This window comes from Microbacterium sp. AK009, assembly GCF_013410955.1.
GTDB lineage: Bacteria > Actinomycetota > Actinomycetes > Actinomycetales > Microbacteriaceae > Microbacterium.
Genome location: NZ_JACCCG010000002.1, coordinates 426,660 through 446,432 on the forward strand (window position 1 = coordinate 426,660; position 19,773 = coordinate 446,432).

Below are 19,773 nucleotides of genomic sequence, written 5' to 3' on the forward strand. Positions count from 1 at the left end.
ACTGATATTCCTACAGATATCGGTCTTTTACTGATAGCGAAGGAAGGGTGCCGCCGCTGTCTGAGCGCGGGCCACGAGCTCGACACGCTGCTCGGCGACGCGGTGAGGCGCCGTGCCGCCGACTCCGGAGCGACTGGCGACCGAGCCTTCGACCGTCAGCACCGTCCGGACGTCCGGCGCCAGGAGCGGCGACACCGCGGCCAGCAGCTCATCGTCGACGTCCTCCAGACCGATCCCCCGCTCTTCGCACGCTCTGACCAGCGCACCGGAGATCTCATGCGCATCCCGGAACGGTACGCCGCGCTTGACGAGCCACTCGGCGACGTCCGTCGCCAAAGAGAATCCCGCGGGAGCGAGCTCGCGCATGCGATCGACGTCGAATCGGAGGGTGGCGACCATACCCGCGAAGGCGGGAAGGACGACCTCGAGCGTCTGCACGCTGTCGAAGACCGGCTCCTTGTCCTCCTGGAGGTCGCGGTTGTAGGCGAGCGGAAGACCTTTGAGCATCGTGAGCAATCCGGTCAGATTGCCGATGAGTCTGCCGGTCTTGCCGCGGGCGAGCTCCGCGATGTCGGGGTTCTTCTTCTGCGGCATGATGCTCGAGCCCGTGGAGAAGCCGTCGTCGAGGATCACGAAGGAGAATTCGCGCGTGTTCCAGACGATGATGTCTTCCGCGAAGCGGCTGAGGTCGACACCGATCTGCGCCGCGATGTAGGCGAACTCGGCCACGACGTCACGGGCGGCGGTACCGTCCATCGAGTTCTCGGTGGGCCGCCCGAGGCCGACCTCGCGCGCGACCAGCGCCGGGTCCAGTCCCAGTGTCGATCCGGCGAGTGCGCCCGCCCCGTACGGCGACGCGTCGGCTCGTGCCCGCCAGTCACGGAGGCGCTCGAGGTCGCGCACGAGCGGCCAGGCGTGCGCCTGGAGATGGTGGGCGAGAAGCACGGGCTGCGCATGCTGGAGATGGGTGCGGCCCGGCATGATCGCGTCCGCGTGCGCCTCCGCCTGAGCGACGATCGCATCGATGAGGCGCAGAACGTCGCGCGCGATCACCGTGGCGTGATCGGCCAGATACATCCGCACGAGCGTCGCGATCTGGTCGTTGCGGCTTCGACCGGCGCGCAGCTTGCCGCCGAGCTGCGGTCCGACCGCGGCGATGAGCGCCGCCTCCAGCGCACCGTGCACGTCCTCGTCCGACGGCCGGGGACGCAGGGTCCCCTCGCGCACCGCATCGAGGATCCGGTCCAGACCTTCGTGCATGCGCTGTTCCTCGTCCGCGGAGAGGTAACCCGCTGCTGCCAGGGCCTTCGCGTGCGCGTGCGATCCGGCGATGTCGTAGGGCGCCAGCGCCCAGTCGAAATGCGTCGACACACTCAGCGCCGCGAGCTCCGGCGACGGGCCGGAGGCGAATCGCGCACCCCACAGAGCGCCCTCGTTGGTCTGTTCGTCCTTGGTCACGGAGTGCTCCTCTTCGTCAACGTGCTCGGAACGATCAGCTTCGACAACCGGTCGAACGCCCATTCCAACGGACCTCGCCCGATCAGCAGCGCCCAGGCGGTGCATCCCGCCACGATTCCGAGCGTCAGGGGCCAGAAGGGTTCGAGTTCGCGGAACGGGGTGAGAAGACTCGTGTTGCCGAAGACCACCAGGGCGATCATCGCCCAGACGACGATCTGCGCGGTGTAGGCGGTGAGGGGCATGGCACCGACGGCACGCAGCGGCAGGACGAGCCACACGACGACCGTGCGGCACACCAGGAGCGAGGCGGCGATGGCCGCGATGGCGAACCCGCCCGATCCGATGACCTCGAGCAGTCCGCTCGAGTGCGGTTCCGCCGTCCAGACCTCGCTCCACAGGGTGGGCATCACCGGATCGCCGCTCCCGCGCGCCGCCCTATCGAGCCCGTACCCCAGAGCAGCCAGGACGACCCCCGCCGAGAGCGCGATCAGCTGGACACGGAGCCTCGTGAGGTCCGCGCGCGCGAGCCCGAGCCCGCCGAGGACGAAGGCCATCCACACCGGGAACGGGTAGTGCCAGCCGATCGCAGCCGACAGTTCATCGCCGAGCGGAGTCCACCACAGCGGGGCTTCGTCGAGGAGCACCTGGATCCACGGCATGACCACCGCCAGTCCTGCCGCGATCACGAGCAGCGTGGAGGCCGTGAGCCTCGTGAACGGCAGGGCCAGGACGAACATGATCGCGTAGGCGGGGAGGATGACGTAGACCGGCACCCCGGTGACGATGAGCAGCACGCCGAGCGCCCAGAGAAGGCCTGCGCGTACCCCCAGACGCATCCTCGCGACCGCCATCTCCTCGCGTCCGAGCGGGCGCGGTCCTCCGGTCACCAGTCCGATCGAGACCCCGGCGAGGGTGGCGAACAGGATCGAGGATCGGCCGTCGACGATTCCCAGCCAGGTGGCGGGGGTCGTCCACAGCAGGTCGGGGGTCACCAGCAGGTGCGCGGCGAACATCCCGAGGACAGCCAGACCCCGGGCCAGATCGATCCCGGCGAGCCGTCCCTCCCCGTTCAACCGGCCCCAGTTGCGCGCCAGGGCACCGGTTGCGCGAGCGGTCACTGCTGACGCAGCAGCCACACCAACAGCGCTTTCTGTGCGTGGAGGCGGTTCTCCGCCTCGTCCCACACCACGCTCTGCGGGCCGTCGATGACCTCGGCGTCCACCTCGTACCCCCGATCGGCGGGGAGGCAGTGGATGAAGATGGCGTCGTCGGCGGCGAGCGACATCAGCTCGGTGGTGACCTTGTACGACCCGAGGTCGCGGAGCCGCGCGAGCTTCTCCTCCTCCTTGCCCATCGACACCCAGGTGTCGGTGACGATGACGTCGGCGCCGGCAGCCGCCTCGTTCGGGTCGGTGAAGAGGACCACGCTGCCGCCGGTCTCGGCAGCACGGCGGTCCGCCGCCTCGACGACATCGTCACGCGGCGCGTAGTCCTCCGGCGAAGCGACGCGGACGTGCATGCCCGCCGTCACCCCCGCGAGGAGGTAGGAGTGCGCCATGTTCGAGCGCCCGTCTCCGAAGAACGAGAGCGTGAGCCCTGCGAGCTCGCCCTTGTGCTCGCGGATGGTGAGGAGGTCGGCCAGCAACTGGCACGGGTGGAAGTCGTCGGAGAGGGCGTTGACGACGGGAACCCGGGTTCCTTCGGCCATCTCCTCCAGTCCCGCCTGCGCGTAGGTGCGCCACACGATCGCGGCGACCTGACGCTCGAGCACCCGCGCCGTGTCCGACGGGGTCTCCTTGCCGCCCAGCTGACTGTTGGCGGTGGAGATGATCAGCGGCGAGCCGCCGAGGTCGGCGATGCCCACGGCGAAAGACACGCGGGTACGCGTGGAGGACTTGTCGAAGATCACCGCCACGGTCTGCGGACCCTCGAGAGGTCGCAGCTTCCACCGGTCGCTCTTGAGGTCGACAGCGAGGTCGAGGATCTCCCGCTGCTCGGCGGCGGAAAGGTCATCGTCGCGAAGAAGATGACGCGTCATTCCGATCCCGTCCCTTCGCCGGATGCCGCGCCCGCGCCGTCGAGCACGAGCGCGTCCTCGACCGTGCGGACCGCCGCGGTGAATAGAGCGATGAACTCGTCCACCTCGACGTCGCCGATCGTCAGCGCCGGCGCGAGCCGGATGGTGGTGTCGTTGGGGGCGTTGATGATGAGACCGTGCTGCTGGGCGGCCGCGACGAGGGCCTTTGCCAGCGGATGACGCAGCGCGATACCGATGAGGAGGCCTTGCCCGCGGCATCCCCCGATCAGGTCGGTGTCGATCGCGGTGATCGCATCGCGCAGCTGCCGGCCCCGGTCGCGGGCGTTGAGGAGGAGGTCGGCCCGCTCGATCTCTCCGAGGACGGCGGAGGCGACCGCGGTGCCGAGGGCGTTGCCGCCGAAGGTGGAGCCGTGCGTGCCGGGGTAGAAGAGGTCACTGGCCGCTCCGAAGGTGATGAGCGCCCCGATGGGGAACCCGCCGCCGATGCCCTTGGCCACGGTGATGGCGTCGGGGGTGATGCCGGCGTGCTGGAAGGCGAACCACTCCCCCGTCCGGCCGGCCCCGGTCTGGATCTCATCGACGATGAGCAGGGCGCCGTGACGCTCCGTGAGCTCGCGTGCCGCCGCGAGGTATCCGGCGGGAAGCTCCACCACGCCGGCTTCGCCCTTGATCGGCTCGACGAACAGCGCTGCCACGCCTGCGTCCATCGCGGCCTCGAGCGCCTCGACTGTCGAGTCGATGAACTCCACACCCGGCACCATCGGGAGGAACGGCTCCTGCATCCAGGACTTGCCGGTCAGTGCGAGGGTTCCCATCGTGCGCCCGTGGAAGGCGTCCCGCAGGGCCAGGATGCGAGGACGTTCGGCGCCGCCGTGCAGCCGGGCCAGCTTGAAGGCGGCCTCGTTGGCCTCGGCGCCGGAGTTGCCGAAGTACACCCGGCCGGCGTCACCGGCTCCGGCGAGCCGCTTCAACCGTGCGGCGAGTTCGAGCTGGGGCGGCGTGGCGAAGTAGTTCGACACATGTGCCAGAGTCGCGGCCTGTCGCGACACCGCATCGACGAACACCGGGTGGGCGTGCCCGAGGGAGTTCACCGCGATGCCGCCGAGGAAGTCGAGATATCGGGTTCCCGCGTCGTCCCAGACGTACGCGCCCTCCCCGCGGACGAACATCGCCATCCGGTCGCCGAAGCTGCGGACGAGGTCGCGCCCCGCGTCATCCTGCCAGGTCATCCTCGCACCACCTCTGTTCCGATTCCGTTGCTGGTGAAGATCTCCACGAGCACCGAGTGCGGCACCCGCCCATCGATGATCGCCGCCGTCTCGACACCTCCCTCGACCGCCTCGAGGCACGCCTGCATCTTCGGGATCATTCCCGACTCCAGCGTCGGGAGCATCTCCCGCAGAGCAGAGGATGTCAGGTGCGAGACGAGGGAGTCGCGGTTCGGCCAGTCGGCGTACAGGCCCGGCACGTCGGTGAGGACCACGAGCTTGACCGCCTTCAGCGCGACCGCGAGCGCCGATGCCGCGGCGTCGGCGTTGACATTCAGTGAGGCGCCGGGGCGATCGAGGTCGGGCGCGATGCTGGACACCACCGGGATGCGGCCGGCAGCGAGATGGTCCAGGACCGGCTGCGGGTCGACCTCGACGACATCACCCACCCGTCCCAGGTCGTGCTCGATGCCGTCGATGGTGACGCCGCGCCGGCGGCCGCCGAAGAGGCCTGCGTCCTCGCCGCTCAGGCCCGTCGCCAGCGGACCGTGGGTATTGATCTTCCCCACGAGCTGCGGGTTGATCTGGCCGGTGAGCACCATCCGCACCACCGAGATCGCCTCGGTGGAGGTGACCCGGTAGCCGCCCTTGAACTCGCTCGGGATCTCCAGCCGGTCGAGCATCGAGGAGATCTGCGGCCCGCCGCCGTGCACGACGACGGGCTTCACGCCCGCGTAGCGGAGGTAGGCCATGTCGGCGGCGAAGGCGTCCTGCAGCTCTTCGCTGACCATGGCGTTGCCGCCGTACTTGATCACGATGACCTGATCGCGGAAGCGCCGCAACCAGGGCAGCGAGTCGATGAGGACCGCGGCTCTCGCGCTGGCCTCACCCGGGTCGGTCGTCTGGATGTCGGTCATGAGGAGTACGCGCTGTTCTCGTGGACGTAGTCGTGGGTGAGGTCGTTGGTGCGGATGAGCGCGTGAGCATCGCCGGACTTGAGGTCGATGCGGACCACCGTCGCGCGGGGCGTCAGGTCGACCTCCTCGCGGGGGCGGTCGGGGCCGCCCTGGGTGCACACGCGGACGCCGTTCATCCACACGTCGACGTCATAGGGATCGAAGGCGGCGTCGGTGGTTCCGATCGCCGCGAGCACGCGCCCCCAGTTGGGATCGTTGCCGAAGATCGCGGCTTTGAAGAGGTTGTTGCGGGCGACCGAGCGTCCGACGGTCACGGCGTCGTCCTCGGATGCAGCGTTCGTGACCTGGATGCTGATGTCGTGACTCGCGCCTTCCGCGTCGGCCTGGAGCTGCCCGGCGAGGTCGTCGCACACGGCGGTCAGCCGCCGCCGGAATTCCTCCGGATCAGGCGTCACGCCCGACGCGCCGCTGACCATGAGGGTCACCTGGTCGTTCGTCGACATGCATCCGTCCGAGTCCAGGCGGTCGAAGGTCGTGCGGGTTGCTGCACGCAGATGAGCATCGGCCCCCTCGGCGGTGAGGACGGCGTCGGTGGTGAGGACGACGAGCATCGTGGCAAGGCCAGGCGCCAGCATCCCCGCGCCCTTCGCCATGCCACCGACCGTCCATCCGTGACTGGCTTGGACGGCCCGCTTCGGCCGCGAGTCGGTCGTCATGATGGCTTCGGATGCCGCATCGCCGCCGTCCGCAGCGAGCGACGCGATCGCCCGCTCGGTCCCGTCGAGCACCTTCTGCCGGAACACCTCGTCGCCGGTCCCGATGAGGCCGGTGGAGCAGACCAGGATGTCGCCGGCGCCGACGCCGAGGAGGGCTGCGGCCTTCTCGGCGGTCTGGTGCGTGGTCTGGAAGCCGAACGATCCGGTGAAGCAGTTGGCCCCGCCGGAGTTCAGCACGATCGCCTCGACGACGCCGTCGCGGACCACCTGCTCAGACCAGAGGATGGGGTTGGCCTTGGCGCGGTTGCTCGTGAAGACCGCGGCACCGACCTTCAGCGGCCCGCGATTCACGACGACGGCGACATCGGGCTTGCCGGTGGACTTCAGGCCCGCGGCGACCCCGGCCGCCTCGAAGCCCCTGGGCGCGGTGACGCCCGTGGCGGAGAAACCGTGCGGCCGATCGTCGTCGATGTTCACGGGGCGACTCCGTTCACGGTGAGCGCCCGCCCCTCGGGGAGGCCGAGCGCGATGTTCATGGACTGCACCGCGGCGCCCGCGGTGCCCTTGACGAGGTTGTCGACCGCGGTGACGACGACGACCCGGTTCGCGTCTCGGTCGATCGCGAGACCCATCAGCGCGGTGTTGGCGCCGAGCACGTCGGCCGTGCGGGGGAAGTGTCCTGCGGGAAGCAGCTGCACGAAGGTCTCGCCGCCGTACGCCCGCTCCCACGCCGCACGGATGTCGTCGTCGGTGGCGCCGGGCGCGATGGGCGCGGTCGAGGTGGCGAGGATCCCGCGCGCCATCGGCACGATCACCGGCGTGAACGACACCCGGATCGCCGGCTGGTTGCCCGCGCCGTCATCCGCGGGAATCTCCGGCATCGCGGCGGCGAGCGCCTGCCGGATCTCGGGGATGTGGCGATGGCTTCCGCCGACGGCGTAGGGGTTCGCGGTGCCGAGGATTTCGCTGCCGAGGAGGTGCGGCTTCAGACTCTTCCCGGCGCCGGAGGGCCCGACCGCGAGCACCGTGACGATGTCCCCCGGATCGATGACCCCGGCCGCGACCCCGGGCGCGAGGCTGAGGCTCACGGTGGAGGCGTTGCATCCAGGGGCTGCGATGCGGGTCGCGCCCCGCAGCAGGTCTCGCTGCGTGCCCCGGCCGACCGGCAGTTCGGGAACCCCATACGTCCACGGATCGTGGAAGTCGCCCCCGTAGAACGTCGCCCATTCGTCCATCGACTCGAGCCGGTGATCGGCGCCGGCGTCGATGACGAGCGGCGTGTCCGCCAGCGCGTCGGTGTACTGCCCCGACTGTCCGTGCGGAAGAGCGAGGAAGACGATGTCGTGACCGGAGAGCACCTCAGGGGTGGTCTCTCGAAGCGTCACGTGCGCCAGCGAGCGCAGGTGCGGCTGATGCTCGATGAGCATCTGACCGGCGTTGGAGTGCGCGGTGACCGTGCGGATCTCGACGTCGGGATGTGCGGCGAGAATCCGGAGGATCTCACCGCCCGCATAGCCGGATGCGCCGGAGACGGCGACCGAATATGTCATGGATTCCACCTTAGAGTCTGGGGTCGTGGGCTGCCGACGGCGACGCCCGTGACTCCCCTCCAGGAGGGTGCGCGGGGTCGCCTAGAGTCGGCGTCCGTCCAGACGTCGGCGCGCCGGAGCGACGCTCACGAGGAGCGTGGCGGAACCGAGCGCGGCCGAAGGCATGCGCCGACCCTAGCGTCGCGCGCTCGTGCGATGCAAACCGGCGAGCTCTGTGGACTTGACAGTTTAAGTTTGCGATGCAAACCTGTTTGTGTGAGTGACGCAATGAGCCCGGACAGAGATCAGGCAGAGCGGATGCTGCGAGTGATGCAGTCTCAGCAGCGGATGACCCAGAGCCGCCTCGTGCGCAGCTACGTCGTGCTCCTGGTGGTGTGGGCAGCGGCGTGGGCGCTCGGATTCGGCGTCCTGTACCTCTCGGCCATCTCGGACCCCCTTGTTCCGGCCACCGCGGCATGGCCGATCTTCGCCGCCTGCATCGTGCTCGCGATCGTCTGGTCCATCACGACCGGGGTGCGCAGCGCCTCCTCCGGAATCCGCGGCGCCTCCCGCATCCAGGGGATGCTGTACGGCTGGTCGTGGACGGTGGCCATGATCGGCGCATCGATCCTCCTCGCAGGCGTCCAGCGCACCGGCCTCCCGCCCGACACCGCCGCCGTGCTCTACCCCGGGATGTTCGCCCTCGTCGTCGGCATCCTCTACCTCGGCGGCGGAGCGCTCTGGCGCTCCCTCCCGCAGTACGTCCTCGGTGTCGTCTTCATCGTCGTCGCCGGGATCGCGACGTTCCTCGGCACACCTGTGCACTATCTCGTCTATGCCGTCGCAGGTCCGATCTCGATGCTGGTGGTCGCGCTGCTGCTCGGTCGGGGCGTCCTGCCTCTCGAGCCCCGCCGGGACACCGCGTGAACGATCTCGATCCCGTCATCCATGCGCCGGCGAGGCTTCGCATCATGACGGCGCTCACCGAGGCGCTCGCCGATGGCGACGACATCACGTTCCCCGCCCTCCAGAAGCTTCTCGACATGACCGCGGGGAATCTGACCACTCATCTGTCCAAGCTCGAGGCGGCCGGTTACGTCGGCATCGCCAAGGCCTTCACGGGCCGTAAGCCCACGACGTTCATCACCCTCACTCCTGTCGGACGCACCGCGTTCCGCACCTACCGCGCTCACCTGCTCGATCTTCTCGGAGGATCATCATGACCCGCCCCGTCCATCTCTTCGGCGTCACCAAGCGGTTCGGAGACCTGACCGCTCTCGACGACGTCTCACTCGACGTCGATGCCGGGGAGTGCGTCGGTCTCCTCGGGCCGAACGGCGCCGGCAAGACCACGGCGCTCTCCCTCCTCACCGGCGTCCGGCAGCCGACATCCGGAACCGTCCGCCTCTTCGGTGCCGATCCGCGCGATCCCGCGGCCCGCCGATCGCTGGGCAGTACGCCGCAGGCGACGGCACTCCCCGAGTCGCTGCGGGTCAGAGAGGTGCTCGAGCTCGTCGCAGCGCACTATCCCGCCCCGGCCCCGCGCGAAGAGATCGTGTCGGAGTTCGGGCTCGACGACCTCGTCGACGCGCTGTGCGGCAGATTGTCGGGCGGTCAGCAGCGTCGGGTCGCCGTCGCGATGGCCTTCGTCGGCGACCCCCGCCTCGTGCTCCTGGACGAGCCGACCACCGGGCTCGATGTCGAAGGACGGCGGGCGGTGTGGCAAGCGGTGCGTGCCCGCCATGAGGCGGGGTGCACGGTCATCGTGACCAGCCACCATCTGGAGGAGATCGAGCAGCTCGCCGAGCGCGTCGTCGTCATCGATGAAGGGCGCATCCGAGCGGATGACACGCTGTCGGCGATCATGGCCGGCGTCGGCCGGCGACGGGTCACCCTGCGCGGGGTCGAGCCGGCGTATCTTCGCGCGCTCGATCCCGACGCCGCCGTCACCGTCGTCGACGGTGCATCCCCGGCCCCCACCTCTCTGGTCAGCGCGGTCGTCTCCGACGCCGACGCCTTCGTACGCAAGCTCGTCGCGCACGACCTCCCCTTCATCGATCTGCAGGTGCGCGGCGCCACGCTCGAAGAGGCCTTCCTCTCCCTCACCTCCCCTTCCGCCCGCTGACGATCGGAGACCGATGTCCACACTCGCCCTGGCCGCGACCCAAGCCCGCTACAACCTCGTGGAGACGTCCCGGGTACCCATCGCCGTCCTCGGGTCGCTCGTCTTCCCGAGTCTCGCTTTCTGCCTGTTCGTGCTCCCCCAGCCCGCGGTGGGCGGATCGGCGGAGTTCGCCACCGCCGCCCTGAGCTCGATGGTCGTCTTCGCCTTCATGTCGGCGGGGCTGTTCTCTCTCGGCATCGAGCTCGCCGAGCAGCGCGCGAAACCGTGGGTCCCGTATCTGCGAACCCTCCCCGGCGCGGCGAGCGCCCGCATCCTGGGGTTGCTGGCGGCGACCCTGGTGATCTCGGTGATGGCGATGGTGCCGCTTCTGGTGATCGGCGGCCTCTTCACGCAGGCCCGCCCCGAACCTCTCGATGCGCTCGGAGCGATCGCTCTGGCGGTCGTGACGGCGGCCCCGTCCGGGCTGATCGGCATCCTCATCGGCACGCTGACCGGCCCGAAGGCCGCGATCGCGGTGACGCAGGTGGCGATGTTCCTCCTCGCCTTCGGCGGGGGACTGTTCCTCCCCCCACAGCTGTTCCCGGGGTGGCTCGACGTCGCCTCGGCATTCCTCCCCGTCCGCCAGGCGCGCGAGATCGTGGTGAACGTCGCCCTGGGCACTGCCGTCCCCCTCTGGGCCGTCATCGGCATCGTGGCCTGGACAGTGGCCCTCGCCCTTCTCGCGGTCACCGCCTATCGCCGCGACGAGGGGCGTCGGTACCGCTGAGCCATCCGTGGGAAGGGCGCCGCGTGCTCAGTCCGCGCCGAGACGAGCGGCGACGAGCCGCTCCTCCTCGGCCCGGGTGAGCCCGCAGCGCCGCTCACGGGCGAGGCCCCGGGCGCGTTCGTCGGCGAGCGTACGCCGCAGGGTGTCTTCAAGGTCGCGGAGCGGGCCGCCCGCCGCACGGTAGGCGGCATTGGACCGCGTCGCGAACCCCGGCATGTCGCGCGGCAGCCACAGCGGGAGCGACCGCGGCCCCATCCAGTACTGCACGTCGTGTGCGACCAGCCAGTCGTCGTCAGCCTCCACGAGGTCGCCGCTATGGGCCGCCGTCACCCGGGCGGCGTCGATGAACGTCCGGAACGGCACGGGATCGCCGATCGCGTTCGCGACGATGGATCGTCCGCCCGCCCCGCATGCCGCGAGGAACGCGGTGAGATCATCGACGTCGATCACCTGGGTCATCCGGTCGTCGAGCGTCGGGGTGAGGACCGGCCGGTCGCCGGCGAGGGCGAAGCGCGCCACCCAGTACCCGAAACGGTCCGTGGGGTCGTCCGGACCGACGATGAGTCCCGGGCGCACGATGGCGGCCCGGTCGCGGAAGTGGTCGAGGACGGATGCCTCGGCGGCGGCCTTCGCGCGCGCGTAGTCGTACTCCTCCCCCGGGCGGAGCGGTTCGCTGAGCGCCGCGCCCTCCGCCGCACCGACGACATCGTTCGCCGCATACACCGACAGCGACGACACGTACGTCAGGTGACCGGCGACCGGCGCGAGCGCGGCGACGGCTGACGCGACATGGTCGGGCGTCGAGGAGATCTCGACCACCTCGTCCCACTCGCGCCCGGCCACCGCGACGTAGGCGCCCGGCTCTCCCCGGTCGGCGACGACGAGCTCCGCTCCGTCCGGTGCGGGCCGACCGCCGCGCGCGAGGCACGTGACCCGCGCGCCGGCATCCACCCAGGCACCCGCGACCCGACCGCTCAGCCAACCGGTCCCGCCCAGGATGAGGACATTCGTCATGCCGTCATCCCATCAGAGCGTCGGGCAGGATGACACCGCGTTCCGCTCTGGGCAGAGCGCGCCGGTTACTCGCGCAGAGTCGCCCCGAACCGCTTCGCCGCGACCGCGACGCCGGCGAGCTTCGCCTCCGTCGCCTCCGCCGCGGTGAGGGTGCGGTCGGGCGCACGGAAGCGGAGGGCGAAGGTCAGACTCTTCGTCCCCGCGGCGAGCCCCGCACCCCGGTAGTCGTCGACCAGGCGCAGCGACTCGAGCAGATCGCCGGCTCCGTCGATGAGCGCCGTGCGGACCTCGGAGGCCGGCATCGTCGCATCCACCACGAGAGATACGTCCTGCGTCGCCGCCGGGTAGCCCGACAGCGAGGCCGCCACGACCTTCTCGCCCGCCAGGGAGAGCACGAGGTCGAGATCGAGTTCTGCGACGATCACGCGTCCGGGAAGGTCGGCGCCCTCGGCGACCGAGGGAAGGAGCTCCCCGACGTAGCCGACCTCGCTCGCCCCGACGGAGAGCACGGCGGTGCGTCCCGGATGCAGCGCCGCACGCTCACCCTGCGTGACCTCGACCGCCACCCCCGCCGCGGCGGCGATCGTGCGGACGGCATCGAGCGCGTCGGCGAGACCGGCGGTCTCGGCGGCCAGGCCCGGCTGCTTCGGGGTGATCGCGCCCGTGACGAGCACGGCCACGTGGCGGTGCTGCGGCGGGATCGACGCGTCGAGGGCTGTCAGCGTCGCGGCATCGGGCCGCACCGCCAGCGGCGGAACGCTCTCGGTGCCGTAGGCGACACCGGGCTTCGGAAGGAACACGACACCGGTCTCGAACAGCGCCAGGTCGGTAAGGCCGCGCGCGACATTGCGGTGCGCCACGCGGAGCAGGCCAGGAACGAGGCTGCGGCGGAGGAACGGCGCCTGCCCGTCGAGGGGGTTGGCGAGCTTGACGCTCGGCAGGTGGGCCCCCGAGGCCGATCCGTGCAGGTCGTTCTGCTCTTCGGCCGTGAAGGGGAAGGACGGGGTCTCGACGTACCCCGCGGCGGCGAGCGCATTCGCCACCCGACGCCTGCCCTGCTGCGCCGCGGTGAGGCCGCGACCGGAGGGCGGGGTCGGCAGCACCGACGGGATGCGGTCGTAGCCCTCGATGCGGGCGACCTCCTCCGCCAGGGTCCAGGTGTCCGTGAGGTCGGGACGCCACGACGGCGGGAAGACGACCCAGGTGCGATCGTTCTCGCGAACCTCGCAGCCGATGAGCTCGAGGGCGCCGACGATCTCGGCCTCGCTGTAGTCGACGCCGATCAGCGCGGGGATGAACGGGCGCGGCAGCTCGACGCCGGGTGTCTCGATCGTGGCGTGCAGAGCGCCTCCGGCACGCGTGTCGGTGCCCCCGGCGTACTGCACCATGAGGTCGGCGACGCGTGCCGCGGCGACAAAGGCGATCGCCGGGTCGACGCCGCGCTCGAACCGGCGCGACGCCTCGGAGGGCAGCTTGTGACGACGGGCCGTGCGGGCGATCGATACCGGGTCGAAGGTCGCGGCCTCGATGAGCACGTTGCGGGTCGACGAGGTCATCTCGGTCGTTCCGCCGCCCATGACGCCGGCGAGGCCGATCGGCCCCGACTCGTCGGTGATGAGGAGGTCCTCGGGACTGAGCTCGCGCACCTTGCCGTCGAGGGTCTCGAGCTTCTCCCCCGCGGCCGCGCGGCGGACGGTGATGCCCCCGCGCAGCGTGTCGAGGTCGTAGCCGTGGATCGGCTGCCCGAGCTCGACCATGACGTAGTTGGTGATGTCGATGAGGATGCCGAGCGACCGGATGCCGGCCAGCGAAAGTCGCGCGATCATCCACGCCGGCGTGGGCTTGGTGGGATCGACGTCGCGGACGATGCGGGCGACGAACTCCGACGCTCCGACGCGGCCGCGGATCGGGGCCCGATCGTCGACGGCGACGGTGAACGCCGTGTCGTCGTGGAGGTTGACCTCGCCCCACTCGCGCGCACCCGGATCGCGGAAGGCGGCCCCGGTCGCGTGGGAGTACTCCCTCGCGATGCCGCGGACCGACAGCGCGTACCCGCGGTCGGGGGTGACGTTGACGTCGATGGCGGCGTCGTCGAGACCGAGCAGCGAGATCGCATCCGAGCCGACGGGGGCGTCGATGCCGAGCTCGACAAGGCGCAGGATGCCGTCGTGCTCGTCACCCAGACCAAGTTCCTTCGCTGACGCGATCATCCCGTCCGACACGTGACCGTAGGTCTTCCGCGCGGCGATCGGGAACGGGCCGGGCAGCACGGCGCCGGGAAGGGTGACCGGCACCTTGTCGCCGACGAAGAAGTTGCGCGCGCCGCACACGATGCCGTGCACGGCGGGTCCCCCGTCCGCGGCCGTCTCACCGTCGGGTGCGACCTGCACCTGGCACCAGCGGATCGTCTTGCCGTTGGACTGCGGCTCCTCGACGAAGTCGAGCACCTCGCCGACGACGATCGGCCCCTGCAGCTCGAAGCGGTGCACGTCCTCCTCTTCGAAGCCGACGCGCACGAGCGCGGCGAGCACGTCCTCGGGGGCGGCGTCGGCCGGCACATCGACATACTCACGCAGCCACGAAAGCGGGACGCGCATCAGACCACCATCCCGAACTGCTCGCTGAAGCGCACATCGCCCTCGGCCATGTCGCGCATGTCCTGGACGTCGCTGCGGAACATCAGTGTCCGCTCGATCCCCATCCCGAACGCGAAGCCCGAGTACTCCTCGGGGTCGATACCGGCCGCGCGGAGCACGTTGGGGTTCACCATCCCGCATCCGCCCCACTCGATCCAGCGCGCACCGCCCTTGAACGTGGGGTGCCAGAGGTCGAGCTCCGCCGACGGCTCGGTGAAGGGGAAGTAGTTGGCGCGGAACCGGGTCTTCGCCTCGGGCCCGAACAGCACGCGGGCCGCGTGGTCGAGCGTGCCCTTCAGGTGCGCCATCGTGATGCCCCGGTCGATCACGAGTCCCTCGAACTGGGTGAAGACCGGCAGGTGCGTCGCGTCGAACTCGTCGGTGCGGTACACACGTCCGGGGCACAGGACGTAGACCGGCAGGTCGCGCTCGAGCATCGAGCGCACCTGCACGGGACTCGTGTGCGTGCGCATCACGAGGTGCCGATCGACCGGGTCGACGAAGAACGTGTCCTGCATTTGACGCGCCGGGTGATCGGCGTCGAAGTTCAGGGCATCGAAGTTGAACCACTCGTGCTCGAGCTCGGGCCCCTCCGCGATCTCCCATCCCATGCCGACGAAGATGTCGGCGACCTGCTCCTGAAGAAGCGAGATCGGATGCCGCGCCCCGACCCGGGCACGCGCGGGGAGGGCCGTGACATCGATGCGCTCGGCCTCCAGCCGCGCAGCGGTCTCGGCCGCCGCCACCTCGGCCTCACGGGCCGCGAGTGCCTGCGCCACCCGTCCGCGGGCCTGCCCGATGAGCTTGCCGAATTCGGCCTTGCGCTCGGGTACGACGTCGCGAAGGCGGGCGTTCAGGCGCGACAGCAGCGACCCCTCGGCCGCGTGAGCGGAACGCGCCGCCTTCAGATCAGCGGTGCTGGATGCCGCGGTGATCGCGGCGATCGCAGCATCGACCGCGGCTTCCACTGCTTCAGGGGTGATCTCGGGTGCGTCGGACACGAGAGTCGAGTCTACCGACGGTGGATGCCGCGGCCCGCCGCGTCCTCAAAGGCCGGGCGCGTTCCCCGTCTGACGCGAGGACGCGTTCGCCTGCGCGACGAGGATGGCCTGGTCGGGATCGACGGCAGCATCGCCGCGCTTGGCCTTCCGCCCTCCGCTTGCCGTTCTCCGCGAGAGCCACCGCGCGAACCACGAGATCGAGAGGTTGATCGCGAGGTAGATGACGAGGGTGACGACGAAGAGCGAAAGAAGATAACGGTTCCCGTAGTACGAACCGAGGTTGTAGATCACCGTCCGGATCAGCTCGGGGTACGCCACGATGTAGCCGAGCGCGGTGTCCTTCAGAAGGACGACAAGCTGCGCCACGATGATCGGCAGCATCTGCCGGAACGCCTGAGGGAACTCCACCAGCATCCGCGACTGCAGCGAGCGCATCCCGATGGCGAGGGCCGCCTCCCGCTGACCGCGGGGAAGAGCGACGAGTCCGGCACGGAGGGCTTCGCCGATGAGCGTTCCGTTGTAGAGGACGAGCGCGATGACCACAGCCCAGAAGGCACCCGTGGAGGCCAGCAGCAGGATGAACAACATCATGAGCAGAACCGGCATACCCCGAAGGAACTCCTGAACGATCGCGACCGGCACGCGCACGACGGCGTGATCCGAGCTGCGCAGGAGTGCGAAGATCACACCGAGGATCAGCGCTCCGACGGCGGCGACGGCTGCGGCCTGCAGTGTGGCGAGCACACCACGACCCACCGAACCCCAGAACTCCGTATAGGGAAGAAAATCCCACCGGGACGGGTCGAGGAAGGAAGGCGTCTCCACACCCCCCGATACCCGAGGCGCCGCGAGAATCGTGTAGACCCAGACGCCGAGTGCCAGGATTCCCACGATTCCGATGATGGAGATGATCCGAGAGCGTCGCCGGGCCTTCGGGCCCGGGGCGTCGAAGAGGATATTGCTCATCGGCTCACCACCAGTCGTCGCTCGAGTTGAGACGCCAGGAACCCGAGCGGAATGGTGATCACGAGGTACAACGCCGCGGCAGCGACGAGGATCGGGACCACGATGTTGCCGAAGGCGTTTGTGAGTTCACGCGTCGCGGCGAAGATCTCCACGATGAAGAAGCCGCCTGCCACAGACGTGTTCTTCGTCAGCGCGATGAAGACGTTGATCAGCGGAGGGATCGTCATCCGGAAGGCCTGCGGCAGAATCACCAGACTCACCGTCTGCCCGAAGCCAAGGCCGATGCTTCGCGCTGCCTCCGCCTGCCCCACCGGCACGCCGTTGATTCCCGACCGAAGCGCCTCACTGACGAACGCCGACGTGTAGTACACCAACGCCAGGATCGCGAGCAGGAAATAGGGAGCGCGGACGCCCATCATGGGCAGCACCATCCCGAAGAACACGAACACCAGCGTCAGCGGCGTGTTGCGGGCTATCTCCGTCCACGCGGCGGAGAAGCCACGAAGAGAGGCGACCGGCGAGATGCGCATCGCCGCGAGAACCGTCCCGACGACGAGCGACAGGACGCCACTCAGTCCGAGAAGAGCCAGCGTGACGCGAAAACCGTCCCAGAAGGTCGGGATGATGATGCCCAACGGATCTTCCACCGGTCCCCCTCTCTTGGCCTCAGGAGATGCCCCGGCCGCGCGGGCGGCCGGGGTATCCGTGTCCGATCAGTAGCGGTCGACTGCCGGCGGCTCGACGAACTCGAGGATCGTGCCCGCCGTGGCATCCCACGCCGCCTCGTACGACCCGTCCTCGTAGGACTGCTCGAGCACGTCGTTGATCCAGTTGCGGAACTCGGTGTCCTCCAGTGCCAGCCCGATGCCGTAGGGCTCCTCCGTGAAGGGCTCACCCACGACCTTGAACTCGCCCTCGTTCTGCGCGGCCAGACCGGCGAGGATCACGTTGTCGGTGGATACCGCGACGACGGCGCCGTTGCGCAGCGGCTCGAGGCAGTTCGAGTACGTGTCGGTCAGGAGCACCTCGGCGCCCAACTCCTCGAGGTTCGCGGCCGGGGTGGACCCGGTAACCGAACACACGGGCTGGCCCACGAGGTCCTCTTCGCTTTCGATGTCGGTGTTGTCCGCGAGCGTCAGGATCGACTGGCCGGCCATGTAATACGGCCCTGCGAAGGAGATGACCTCTTTGCGGGTGTCGTTGATCGTGTACGTCGCGATGACGATGTCGACCTGATCGTTCTGGATGAACGGCTCGCGGTTCGCCGAGACCGTCTCGACCCACTCGATGTTCTCCTCGTCGATGCCGAGGTTGGCGGCGATGATCTTGCCGATCTCGACGTCGAAACCTTCGGGGGTTCCCGAGGGGCCTTGCAGGCCGAACAGCGGCTGGTCGAACTTGGTCCCGATCCGGATCGTGCCGGCCTCGTTCAGCTCGGCCATCGTGGTACCGGCCTCGAACGATGCCTCCGCCTCGGGCGTGACCTCCGGTGCGGCGGAGTCGGTCGGGCTGCCGGACTGGCAGGCCGTCAAGGCCAGCAGCCCCGCGGCCGCCACGGCGATCAAGGACAGTCGTGTGCGCTTCATCTCGGTTCCATTCCTTTGCTGTGCGGGACCGTTGTGGGGTCCCTTGTTTCGCGGCCGCGAAGGCCGCCGGGATCAGTGCTCCAGGATCTTCGAGAGGAAGTCCTTCGCCCTGTCGCTCGTCGGATTCGTGAAGAAGCGTTCGGGTGGCGCCTCCTCGACGATCGCTCCGTCTGCCATGAAGAGAACACGATCAGCGGCCTTGCGCGCGAACCCCATTTCGTGCGTGACGACGATCATCGTCATGCCGTCGCCGGCCAGCCCGATCATCACATCGAGCACCTCGTTGATCATCTCGGGATCGAGTGCGCTGGTGGGCTCGTCCATCAGGATGAGCTTCGGGTTCATCGCCAGTGAGCGGGCGATCGCCACGCGCTGCTGCTGGCCACCGGAGAGCTGGTTCGGCATCTTCTTCGCCTGATTGGCCACCCCGACACGCTCGAGCAGCTGCATGGCGCGCTCATCGGCCTCCTTGCGCTTCATCCCCCGCACCCGCATCGGGCCGAGGGTGACGTTCTCCAGGACCGTCTTGTGCGCGAACAGGTTGAACGACTGGAAGACCATGCCGACGTCCGCCCGCAGGCGCGCCAGCGCCTTGCCCTCCTCCGGGAGAGGCTCGCCGTCGATGACGATGCGCCCGGAGTCGATGGTCTCCAGGCGGTTGATCGCTCGGCAGAGCGTCGACTTGCCCGATCCCGACGGCCCGATGACGACGACGACTTCGCCGCGGTTCACGACGGTGTCGATGTCCTTGAGCACGTGGAGGTCGCCGAAGTGCTTGTCGACGTGCTCGATCACCACGAGGGGCTCTCCGCGACGAACCGCGATGTTGGACGTCCGCGGTGCCGCCGTGGGTGCATCAGATGCCATGCCTGCCACCCTAGGCCGACGGCCGCTCGCAGACCGGTCAGGTGAGCAGACCTTAACCGAGTTGTAACAGCCCCTGTTTCAGACCAGCTGACGCGATGGATGCGAGATCTCAGCCCTGCGCGAGCACCGCGCGCTGCGCGAAGGCGGTCTCGTAGAGGCACACGCTCGCGGCCGTGGCGAGGTTCAACGACTCCGCCGCTCCATAGATCGGCAGGCGCAGCGACAGGTGGGCGAGAGCGAGCGCTTCGGGCTCGAGCCCCCTCGCCTCGTTGCCGAACAGCCACGCCGTCGGCTCGGACAGCGACGGGCGGTGGGCGAGGAAATCCTCTCCCCCGACGTCCGCGGCGATCACGCGGACGCCCGCAGCACGCGCGCGCTCGACGGTCGAGACGAGGTCGACGCCCACGGCCACGGGAAGATGGAAGAGCGAACCGGTGCTCGCCCGGACCACCTTCGGGTTGTACGGGTCGACGGTGCGTCCGGTCAGGATGACCGCATCAGCGCCGACCGCATCGGCGGCGCGGATGATCGTGCCGAGATTGCCCGGGTCGCGCACCTCCTCGCAGATGGCGATCAGGCGTGGCGCGGCGGCGAAGACGTCACGCACCGAGGTGGGGGTCTGTCGAGCGACGGCGACGATCCCCTGCGGCGTGACCGTGTCGGCCATCGCGTCCAGGACCGCCTCGGTGGCGAAGGTCACCTCGATGCCGGCGTCACGCGCGGCATCCCGGATATCGGCGTGCTTCTCCAGCGCGGTCGGCGTGGCATAGAGATCGACGACCGTGTCCGGGCGGTACGAGAGAACCTCCCGCGCGGCCTGCGGCCCCTCGAGCAGGAAGAGCCCCGTCTCCTGACGTGCGCTGCGCTTGGTGAGCTTCGCCACGGCGCGCACGCGCGGCGAGCGCGGATTCTCCAGCACAGCCCCAGCATACGGGCGCGGAGCGCA

19 protein-coding genes are annotated in these 19,773 nt (G+C 69.3%); 4 read left to right on the forward strand and 15 right to left on the reverse strand.

From position 1 onward, the window contains the following. Window positions 1–27: 27 nt before the first annotated feature. From argH to argC, 7 genes are read right to left on the reverse strand one after another with little or no spacing between them, the layout of a single operon-like run. Window positions 28–1,521 carry an argininosuccinate lyase gene (gene argH / locus HDC37_RS06005; RefSeq protein WP_179559471.1) on the reverse strand — a complete coding sequence of 498 codons (1,494 nt, stop codon included), beginning with the start codon at window positions 1,519–1,521 and terminating at the stop codon, window positions 28–30. Next, window positions 1,455–2,576: a heparan-alpha-glucosaminide N-acetyltransferase domain-containing protein gene (locus tag HDC37_RS06010; protein ID WP_308472113.1), complete on the reverse strand. Its 1,122-nt coding sequence runs from the start codon at window positions 2,574–2,576 to the stop codon at window positions 1,455–1,457. Before HDC37_RS06010 ends, argH begins: the two co-directional genes overlap by 67 nt. Continuing rightward, window positions 2,573–3,496 (reverse strand): ornithine carbamoyltransferase, encoded by a 924-nt coding sequence (gene argF / locus HDC37_RS06015; protein ID WP_179559473.1) that lies wholly within the window; start codon window positions 3,494–3,496, stop codon window positions 2,573–2,575. The genes HDC37_RS06010 and argF overlap by 4 nt, the downstream gene beginning before the upstream one ends. Continuing rightward, window positions 3,493–4,725, reverse strand: a complete 1,233-nt coding sequence (locus tag HDC37_RS06020; RefSeq protein ID WP_179559474.1) for an acetylornithine transaminase — start codon at window positions 4,723–4,725, stop codon at window positions 3,493–3,495. The genes argF and HDC37_RS06020 overlap by 4 nt, the downstream gene beginning before the upstream one ends. Continuing rightward, the gene (gene argB, locus HDC37_RS06025; protein WP_179559475.1) at window positions 4,722–5,621 is read right to left on the reverse strand and encodes an acetylglutamate kinase; all 900 of its coding nucleotides are present in this window, start codon (window positions 5,619–5,621) and stop codon (window positions 4,722–4,724) included. Before argB ends, HDC37_RS06020 begins: the two co-directional genes overlap by 4 nt. Continuing rightward, complete coding sequence (gene argJ, locus HDC37_RS06030) at window positions 5,618–6,814, reverse strand: bifunctional glutamate N-acetyltransferase/amino-acid acetyltransferase ArgJ (protein ID WP_308472114.1); 1,197 nt, start codon at window positions 6,812–6,814, stop codon at window positions 5,618–5,620. The genes argB and argJ overlap by 4 nt, the downstream gene beginning before the upstream one ends. Further along, window positions 6,811–7,887, reverse strand: a complete 1,077-nt coding sequence (argC, locus tag HDC37_RS06035; RefSeq protein WP_179559476.1) for an N-acetyl-gamma-glutamyl-phosphate reductase — start codon at window positions 7,885–7,887, stop codon at window positions 6,811–6,813. Before argC ends, argJ begins: the two co-directional genes overlap by 4 nt. 267 nt (window positions 7,888–8,154) lie before the next feature. On the opposite strand from argC, the gene HDC37_RS17095 reads away from it, so the two are divergent. The 4 genes from HDC37_RS17095 to HDC37_RS06050 are packed head-to-tail and all read left to right on the forward strand — an operon-like array spanning window position 8,155 to window position 10,757. Continuing rightward, the gene (locus HDC37_RS17095) at window positions 8,155–8,793 is read left to right on the forward strand and encodes a hypothetical protein (RefSeq protein ID WP_257021322.1); all 639 of its coding nucleotides are present in this window, start codon (window positions 8,155–8,157) and stop codon (window positions 8,791–8,793) included. A gap of 44 nt (window positions 8,794–8,837) precedes the next feature. Then, window positions 8,838–9,089: a transcriptional regulator gene (locus HDC37_RS17100; RefSeq protein WP_374939143.1), complete on the forward strand. Its 252-nt coding sequence runs from the start codon at window positions 8,838–8,840 to the stop codon at window positions 9,087–9,089. Continuing rightward, on the forward strand, window positions 9,086–9,991 hold the full coding sequence (locus HDC37_RS06045) for an ABC transporter ATP-binding protein (RefSeq protein ID WP_179559477.1): 906 nt from the start codon (window positions 9,086–9,088) through the stop codon (window positions 9,989–9,991). The genes HDC37_RS17100 and HDC37_RS06045 overlap by 4 nt, the downstream gene beginning before the upstream one ends. Before the next feature lie 13 nt (window positions 9,992–10,004). Continuing rightward, window positions 10,005–10,757: an ABC transporter permease gene (locus tag HDC37_RS06050; protein WP_179559478.1), complete on the forward strand. Its 753-nt coding sequence runs from the start codon at window positions 10,005–10,007 to the stop codon at window positions 10,755–10,757. Window positions 10,758–10,784: 27 nt separating this feature from the next. Here HDC37_RS06050 and HDC37_RS06055 read toward each other — a convergent pair whose 3' ends face one another. The 8 genes from HDC37_RS06055 to HDC37_RS06090 form a co-directional block, all read right to left on the reverse strand. Then, the gene (locus HDC37_RS06055; protein ID WP_179559479.1) at window positions 10,785–11,771 is read right to left on the reverse strand and encodes an NAD-dependent epimerase/dehydratase family protein; all 987 of its coding nucleotides are present in this window, start codon (window positions 11,769–11,771) and stop codon (window positions 10,785–10,787) included. A 65-nt stretch (window positions 11,772–11,836) separates the two neighbouring features. Continuing rightward, window positions 11,837–14,368, reverse strand: a complete 2,532-nt coding sequence (gene pheT / locus HDC37_RS06060; protein WP_179559480.1) for a phenylalanine--tRNA ligase subunit beta — start codon at window positions 14,366–14,368, stop codon at window positions 11,837–11,839. After that, window positions 14,368–15,408 carry a phenylalanine--tRNA ligase subunit alpha gene (gene pheS, locus HDC37_RS06065; protein WP_179559481.1) on the reverse strand — a complete coding sequence of 347 codons (1,041 nt, stop codon included), beginning with the start codon at window positions 15,406–15,408 and terminating at the stop codon, window positions 14,368–14,370. The genes pheT and pheS overlap by 1 nt, the downstream gene beginning before the upstream one ends. A 45-nt stretch (window positions 15,409–15,453) precedes the next feature. Further along, window positions 15,454–16,374 carry an amino acid ABC transporter permease gene (locus HDC37_RS06070; RefSeq protein WP_179559482.1) on the reverse strand — a complete coding sequence of 307 codons (921 nt, stop codon included), beginning with the start codon at window positions 16,372–16,374 and terminating at the stop codon, window positions 15,454–15,456. After that, complete coding sequence (locus HDC37_RS06075) at window positions 16,371–17,021, reverse strand: amino acid ABC transporter permease (protein ID WP_308472116.1); 651 nt, start codon at window positions 17,019–17,021, stop codon at window positions 16,371–16,373. The genes HDC37_RS06070 and HDC37_RS06075 overlap by 4 nt, the downstream gene beginning before the upstream one ends. A gap of 66 nt (window positions 17,022–17,087) precedes the next feature. Then, window positions 17,088–17,960 (reverse strand): glutamate ABC transporter substrate-binding protein, encoded by an 873-nt coding sequence (locus tag HDC37_RS06080; RefSeq protein ID WP_179559483.1) that lies wholly within the window; start codon window positions 17,958–17,960, stop codon window positions 17,088–17,090. Window positions 17,961–18,032: 72 nt separating this feature from the next. Further along, window positions 18,033–18,827, reverse strand: coding sequence for an amino acid ABC transporter ATP-binding protein (locus tag HDC37_RS06085; RefSeq protein ID WP_179559484.1), 795 nt, complete (start codon window positions 18,825–18,827; stop codon window positions 18,033–18,035). Between the two features lie 109 nt (window positions 18,828–18,936). Next, window positions 18,937–19,746 carry an RNA methyltransferase gene (locus tag HDC37_RS06090; RefSeq protein ID WP_179559485.1) on the reverse strand — a complete coding sequence of 270 codons (810 nt, stop codon included), beginning with the start codon at window positions 19,744–19,746 and terminating at the stop codon, window positions 18,937–18,939. Window positions 19,747–19,773: the final 27 nt, after the last annotated feature.